The sequence below is a fragment of the Starkeya nomas genome (assembly GCF_902703545.1).
GTDB classification, from domain to species: domain Bacteria; phylum Pseudomonadota; class Alphaproteobacteria; order Rhizobiales; family Xanthobacteraceae; genus Ancylobacter; species Ancylobacter moscoviensis.
Genome location: NZ_CACSAS010000034.1, coordinates 1 through 5,029, shown reverse-complemented (window position 1 = coordinate 5,029; position 5,029 = coordinate 1). Strand labels below are relative to the sequence as shown.

Sequence of the window (5,029 nt, the reverse complement as noted above, 5' to 3'; positions counted from 1 at the left end):
TGCTTCCAAGGTGTCCGCCCATTTCGTCGTGGCGCGGGACGGCAGCGTAACGCAGCTCGCGCCGTGCAACGTTCAGACGTGGCACGCCGGCAAGTCCAGCTGGCGCGGCCGGTCGAACGTCAATTCGATCGCGGTCGGCATCGAGATCGCCAACCCCGGCCCGCTGCACAAGGTCGCCTCCGGCGGCTGGAGCAACGACCGCGACCCCGACGAGGAGGTCGCCGCCGGCGCCGATGTCGAGCGCGTCGTCACGAAGGAACATGGCGACGCCTACTGGCTCAGCTACACGCCCGAGCAGATCGCCGCCGTCACGGAATTGTGCCGCGCGCTGCGGGACGCCTATCCCACCATCGGCTTCATCGCGCCGCACTGGGAGATCGCACCGGGCCGAAAGGTCGACACCAATCCGCGCTTCCCGCTCAACCAGCTGCGCAACTCGATCTTCGGCGTTTTCGCCGGCATCGATCGCGTCGCTGCCGGCGGGATCGAGGACGTGCAGCGCCGGCTCAAGCAGCTGGGTTACCATCAGGTCGGCGAGATCGACGGCATTTACGGCAAGGCGACGCGCGGGGCGCTGCTCGCCTTCCAGGCCGACAACCACGTGTCGACCACCGGCATCATCGACAGTGCGACCCTCAAGGCGCTGAGCACCGCCAAGCCCCGTGCCGTCTCGCCGGCCCGCCTGATCAGCGCCGAAGCGGCCGTGGCCGACCGACCCGTCGTGCGCGCCTCGGTCGCGGGTGGCCGCGTGGTGAAGGCCGGCATCCTCGGCAGCAGCATCCTCGGCGGCCTGTCCGAATCCGGCGTGCTGGAGAAGATCGAGGGCGCCTCCGACGTCGGCAAGCGGATCGGCGCGGTGGTCACCGACTGGTGGCCGCTCGTCCAGCCGTGGTGGCCTCTGGCGCTGATCGCGGCCGGCGGGCTGCTGATCTGGTACCTGCGCGCGATCCGCCGCGCCGAGGTGAAGGCGTACCAGTGCGGGGAAATCAGCCCGTGAACCTCGCCACGCTCCCGAGCTGGGCTTTCGACATCGGCGCCGCCGGGCTGGCGATCGCCGCCCTGGTGCTCGCCGTCTGGTCGGTGCTGCCGGTCGCTTACGCGCGGCTGGCCGGCACCGGCGCGATGCTGGCTTTCGCCGCTGCCGCGTATCTGACCGGAGCGGCGGATGCCAATGCCGCCTGCGAGGCGGCGACCCTTCGCCGCCAGCTCGAAGACGCTCAATCCGACAACGGTGCCCTTCGCCGGCGCATCGAGACCGTCGAGGCCGCCCGCCGCGACGACGCCGCGCGGTTCGCCGCCGGCGCCGCCGAGGACCGGAGAAATCAGGGAAAGATCGATGCGACCCCGTCTAATGGCAGCGCTTGCCTTGACCGTGCTGCTGCCGATCGCGTGCGCAGCGTGCGCTAGCCGCCCGCCATCGCCGCCGCCGAAGCCCCCGCCGCCGCCGGAGGTGCCGGCCGACCTGCGGGTGTGCTTCGGCGGCCTGACCGAGGTGCCCGACCGGGACCTGACGGTCGGCGATGTCGAGCGGCTCTGGAAGGACGAGCGCAAGCGCAGTGCGGCCAAGACACGCTGCGGCGAGCGCCTGCTCGCGTGGATCGACGCCATCCTGCCGGGGCTGCGGTGATGGACATCCTCGACCAGGCGCAGGCGCTGGAGGAGCTGGAGCGCGACGCCGCGCTCGCGGCGCATCGCGAACGGATGCGCGGCAGCGGGCGCGAAAACTGTGTGGTCTGCGGCGACCCGATCGGCGCCGCGCGGCTGAAGGCGGTGCCGAACGCGGTGCGCTGCATCAGCTGCCAGTCGGGCCGCGAACGGTGGGACAGGTTGAGGGGGCGTTGATGCCGGATTGGTTGAAGGAATGGTGGCCGGTAGTCGCGATCGCGTTTCCCGCCATCGTCACCGTACTCGGCTGGGCTGTGAGAACCGGCCTCGCCTCGCGCAAGGACCTCGACGCCGCCATCGCGAAGGAAGCGGCGGCGCGGGCGGCCCAGGCCGAGAAGATGGGCGTCGAGCTGCGGGAGATCGACCTGCGCACCCGTGAAACAGCGCAGGAGATCAAACACCTGCCGAGCCGCAAGGACATCGAGGGGCTGAAGGATCAGCTCAGCCACGCCGTCGCCCTCGGAGAAAGCACCACCCGCGAGCTGGCGAGCGTGAGCCGCGCGCTGACCCGCGTCGAGGACCACCTGTTCAAGAGTGCGCCATGAGCAACCTTCCCGAAACCTATGCGGACGACACCGCGAAGTCTCGCCGCCTCGCCACGTTGCGTGTCCTCTATGAGAATGAGGGCAGCGCGAACGAAAGCCTGTTGCGCGTCGCGCTCCATCAGCTCGGCTTTCGTGGTCGCCACCAGTCGGTGGAGGCCCTCGCCGGCGATCTGAAGGTGCTGCTCGCTGCCCGCCTGATCCAGGAGGAGTTCTATAAGGGGAAAGTCCAGACGCTGGTCATCACCGATCGCGGCGTTGCGTTCCTTCAGCGACGGATCGAGCCAGTCCCCGGCATCGAATACCCGGATGTCGCGTGATGGCCCGCCTCTCGAAGGTCGACCGCCTGCCGGCCGAGCTGCGCGACTTGATCGGTCGCCTTCGTGAAGGCGGGCACACCATTGACGAGATCCTCGGCAAGCTCCGGGAGCTTGAGGCGGATGTCGGCCGCAGCGGGCTCGGCGAGTACCTGAAGCGCTACGACGCGATGCGCGAGCGGCTCCACCACAGCCGGGGCGCGGCGCAGGCGATCATGGCCAAGCTGGAGGACGAGACCGCCGACGATCGCGTCGCCCGGTTCAACATCGCCTCGCTGCACGCGATCATCATGGAACTGATGGCCGGCGCCGAGGAAGGCGAGGACGTCAAGGTCACGGCGAAGGACGTGAAGTTCCTCTCCGAAACCCTGCGCAATCTCGCAGCCGCCTCGAAAGCGGATATCGACCGCACCGAGCGGCTGGAGAAGCGCGCGGCCGAGAAGGCGCGCCGGTCGGCCGCCGCCGCCGCCGAGACCGCCGCCAAGGAAGCCGGCCTCACGCCCGAGCGCGCCGCCGAGGTCCGCCGCAAGGTGCTGGGCGTCCGCCCGAAGACGACCTCGGTGCCGCCGGCCGGAGCCGCCTGACATGGCTGAGGTCGCCCCCGCCATCTCCATCTTCGACGAACTGACCTTTCAGCCGCGCCTGCCGGACGATCACGATCCGCTCGCCGATGGCATCCTCATGGCTCATCAGGTGGCGTGGATCGAGGACACCTCTCCGCTCAAGATCGCCAAGAAAGGGCGCCGGACGGGCATCACCTATGCCGAGGCGCTCGACGACGCGATCATCGCCGCCTCCAGCCAGCTCGCCGATGGCGACAACATCTTCTACATCCCCGACACAAAGGACAAAGGTCTCGTCTTCGTCCAGTACGTCGCGCACTTCGCCCGGATCGTCGGTAAGGAGCTGGGCGCGACTTACGAGGAATTCCTTTTCGAGGACAAGAAAGAGAACGGCGAGAGCAAGTTCATCACCGCGTGGCGCGTGCGCTTCGCTTCCGGCCACATGGTGGTGGCGCTGTCATCGCGCCCGGAAAACATCCGTGGTCTCCAGGGCATCGTGGTGATCGACGAGGCGGCGTTCCATCAGGACGTGGCCGCCGTGCTGGACGCCGTGAACGCCCTGCTCATCTGGGGTGGCAAGATCCGCATCATCTCCTCGCACAACGGCGAGGACAACCCGTTCAACCAGCTGATCAAGGACACCGAGGCCGGGCTCTACGACTATTCCATCCACCACATCCCGTTCTCCCTCGCGGTGAAGAACGGCCTGTACGAGCGCGTCTGCCTGATGCGCGGGTGGGAGCCGACCGAGGAGGGCTTCAAGGAGTGGCTCAACAAGATCATCCGCTCCTACGGCCCGCGCCATGAAGCGCGGGACGAGGAGCTGGAAGCGATCCCGCGCAAGTCGTCGGGCGTCTACCTGCCCCGCGCCCTGGTCGAGAAGGCGCAGCGGCCGGGCATTCCCATCGTGCAGTGGTCGGTGGCCGAGAATTTCTATCTCGACGAGGGCCGTCTCTTGTTCGGCAAGAGCTGGCTCCGCCAGAACATCGCGCCGCTGCTCGCCGATCTCGATCCGCTGCGCCGCAGCGTGTTCGGTCAGGACTTCGGCCGCGACGGCGACCTGTCGATCATCATCGTCGCCCAGGAGGAGGAGCGCGACCACTGGGCGACCGCCTTTCAGGTGGAGCTGCGCCGCGTTCCCTTCGACGTGCAGCAGCTCGTGCTGTTCTTCATCCTCGACCGGCTTCGGCGCTTCCGGGGCAAGCTCGATGCGCGCGGTAACGGTCAGAGCCACGCCGAAGCCGCCCAGCAGAAATACGGGCCGGCCCGGATCGAGTGCGTGAAGGCGACGGCTGCTTGGTACGCCCTCCATTTCCCCAAGTACAAATCCGCCCTTGAGGACGGCACCTTCGTGCTGCCACCCGGCGAGGACGTCGTCAGCGATCACCGGCTTGTGGTGCTGCACAACGGCTTCCCCACAATGTCGGAGGCCAAGAACAAGGGCAGCGACGGCGAAAACCGGCACGGCGACAGCGCCATCGCCGGGCTGCTCGCCCACGCTGCCACCGACGAAGACGAGATCGAGTACGGCTACACGCCGATTTCCGACCTGAAGGACGATCGCCGGCCGGACTGGGCGCCCGCGCCGGCCGGCGACCTGCTGTTCGGTCGCCGTAGAACAGGAGGCTTGTGGTGAGCCAGCTCCTCGGCCCTGACGGCCGCCCCATCCGTTCGCAGACGCTGACCCAGCCGCAGGCAGAGCCGCTGGTCGGCGGCATCCGCTCGCCCTGGCACGAGCCGATAGCCTCCGGCCTCACACCCGCGCGCCTCGCCGCGATCCTGCGCGCGGCGGCCGAGGGAGAGATGCGCGACTTCCTGATCGTCGCGGAGGAGATGGAGGAGCGCGAGCCGCACTATTTCTCGGTGCTCTCGACCCGCAAGCGCGCGCTCACCGAACTCGTGCCGATCATCACCGCCGCCACCGAGGAGGCGCACGACGTCG

The 5,029-nt window shown here is 68.5% G+C and carries 8 protein-coding genes and 1 pseudogene; all 9 read left to right on the top strand.

Translation table 11 applies throughout. The features are described from left to right. Positions 1-997: peptidoglycan recognition protein family protein (locus tag STARVERO_RS22730; RefSeq protein WP_200837954.1), on the top strand; the 997-nt coding region annotated here is incomplete at its 5' end. After that, complete coding sequence (locus STARVERO_RS22725; RefSeq protein WP_159602407.1) at positions 994-1,407, top strand: hypothetical protein; 414 nt, start codon at positions 994-996, stop codon at positions 1,405-1,407. The genes STARVERO_RS22730 and STARVERO_RS22725, both read left to right, overlap by 4 nt. Then, complete coding sequence (locus STARVERO_RS22720) at positions 1,367-1,627, top strand: hypothetical protein (RefSeq protein WP_159602404.1); 261 nt, start codon at positions 1,367-1,369, stop codon at positions 1,625-1,627. The genes STARVERO_RS22725 and STARVERO_RS22720 overlap by 41 nt, the downstream gene beginning before the upstream one ends. Beyond that, positions 1,627-1,842 carry a TraR/DksA family transcriptional regulator gene (locus tag STARVERO_RS22715; RefSeq protein ID WP_244617003.1) on the top strand — a complete coding sequence of 72 codons (216 nt, stop codon included), beginning with the start codon at positions 1,627-1,629 and terminating at the stop codon, positions 1,840-1,842. Before STARVERO_RS22720 ends, STARVERO_RS22715 begins: the two co-directional genes overlap by 1 nt. Further along, entirely contained in the window at positions 1,842-2,210 is a 369-nt protein-coding gene (locus tag STARVERO_RS22710) for a hypothetical protein (RefSeq protein WP_159602398.1), read from the top strand. Before STARVERO_RS22715 ends, STARVERO_RS22710 begins: the two co-directional genes overlap by 1 nt. Further along, positions 2,207-2,527: a hypothetical protein gene (locus STARVERO_RS22705; RefSeq protein ID WP_159602395.1), complete on the top strand. Its 321-nt coding sequence runs from the start codon at positions 2,207-2,209 to the stop codon at positions 2,525-2,527. Before STARVERO_RS22710 ends, STARVERO_RS22705 begins: the two co-directional genes overlap by 4 nt. Beyond that, positions 2,527-3,108 carry a phage protein Gp27 family protein gene (locus STARVERO_RS22700; protein WP_159602392.1) on the top strand — a complete coding sequence of 194 codons (582 nt, stop codon included), beginning with the start codon at positions 2,527-2,529 and terminating at the stop codon, positions 3,106-3,108. The genes STARVERO_RS22705 and STARVERO_RS22700 overlap by 1 nt, the downstream gene beginning before the upstream one ends. A gap of 1 nt (position 3,109) precedes the next feature. After that, complete coding sequence (locus STARVERO_RS22695) at positions 3,110-4,723, top strand: hypothetical protein (protein ID WP_159602389.1); 1,614 nt, start codon at positions 3,110-3,112, stop codon at positions 4,721-4,723. After that, a pseudogene (locus tag STARVERO_RS22690) lies at positions 4,720-5,029 on the top strand (phage portal protein family protein); the annotation flags it as partial. The gene STARVERO_RS22695 and the pseudogene STARVERO_RS22690, both read left to right, overlap by 4 nt.

Excerpts from the sequence above, each read along its gene's own strand:
- STARVERO_RS22695 (WP_159602389.1), top strand. The coding sequence starts at position 3,110 with ATGGCTGAGGTCGCCCCCGCCATCTCCATCTTCGACGAACTGACCTTT.
- STARVERO_RS22700 (WP_159602392.1), top strand. The coding sequence starts at position 2,527 with ATGGCCCGCCTCTCGAAGGTCGACCGCCTGCCGGCCGAGCTGCGCGAC.
- STARVERO_RS22710 (WP_159602398.1), top strand. The coding sequence starts at position 1,842 with ATGCCGGATTGGTTGAAGGAATGGTGGCCGGTAGTCGCGATCGCGTTT.
- STARVERO_RS22715 (WP_244617003.1), top strand. The coding sequence starts at position 1,627 with ATGGACATCCTCGACCAGGCGCAGGCGCTGGAGGAGCTGGAGCGCGAC.
- STARVERO_RS22705 (WP_159602395.1), top strand. The coding sequence starts at position 2,207 with ATGAGCAACCTTCCCGAAACCTATGCGGACGACACCGCGAAGTCTCGC.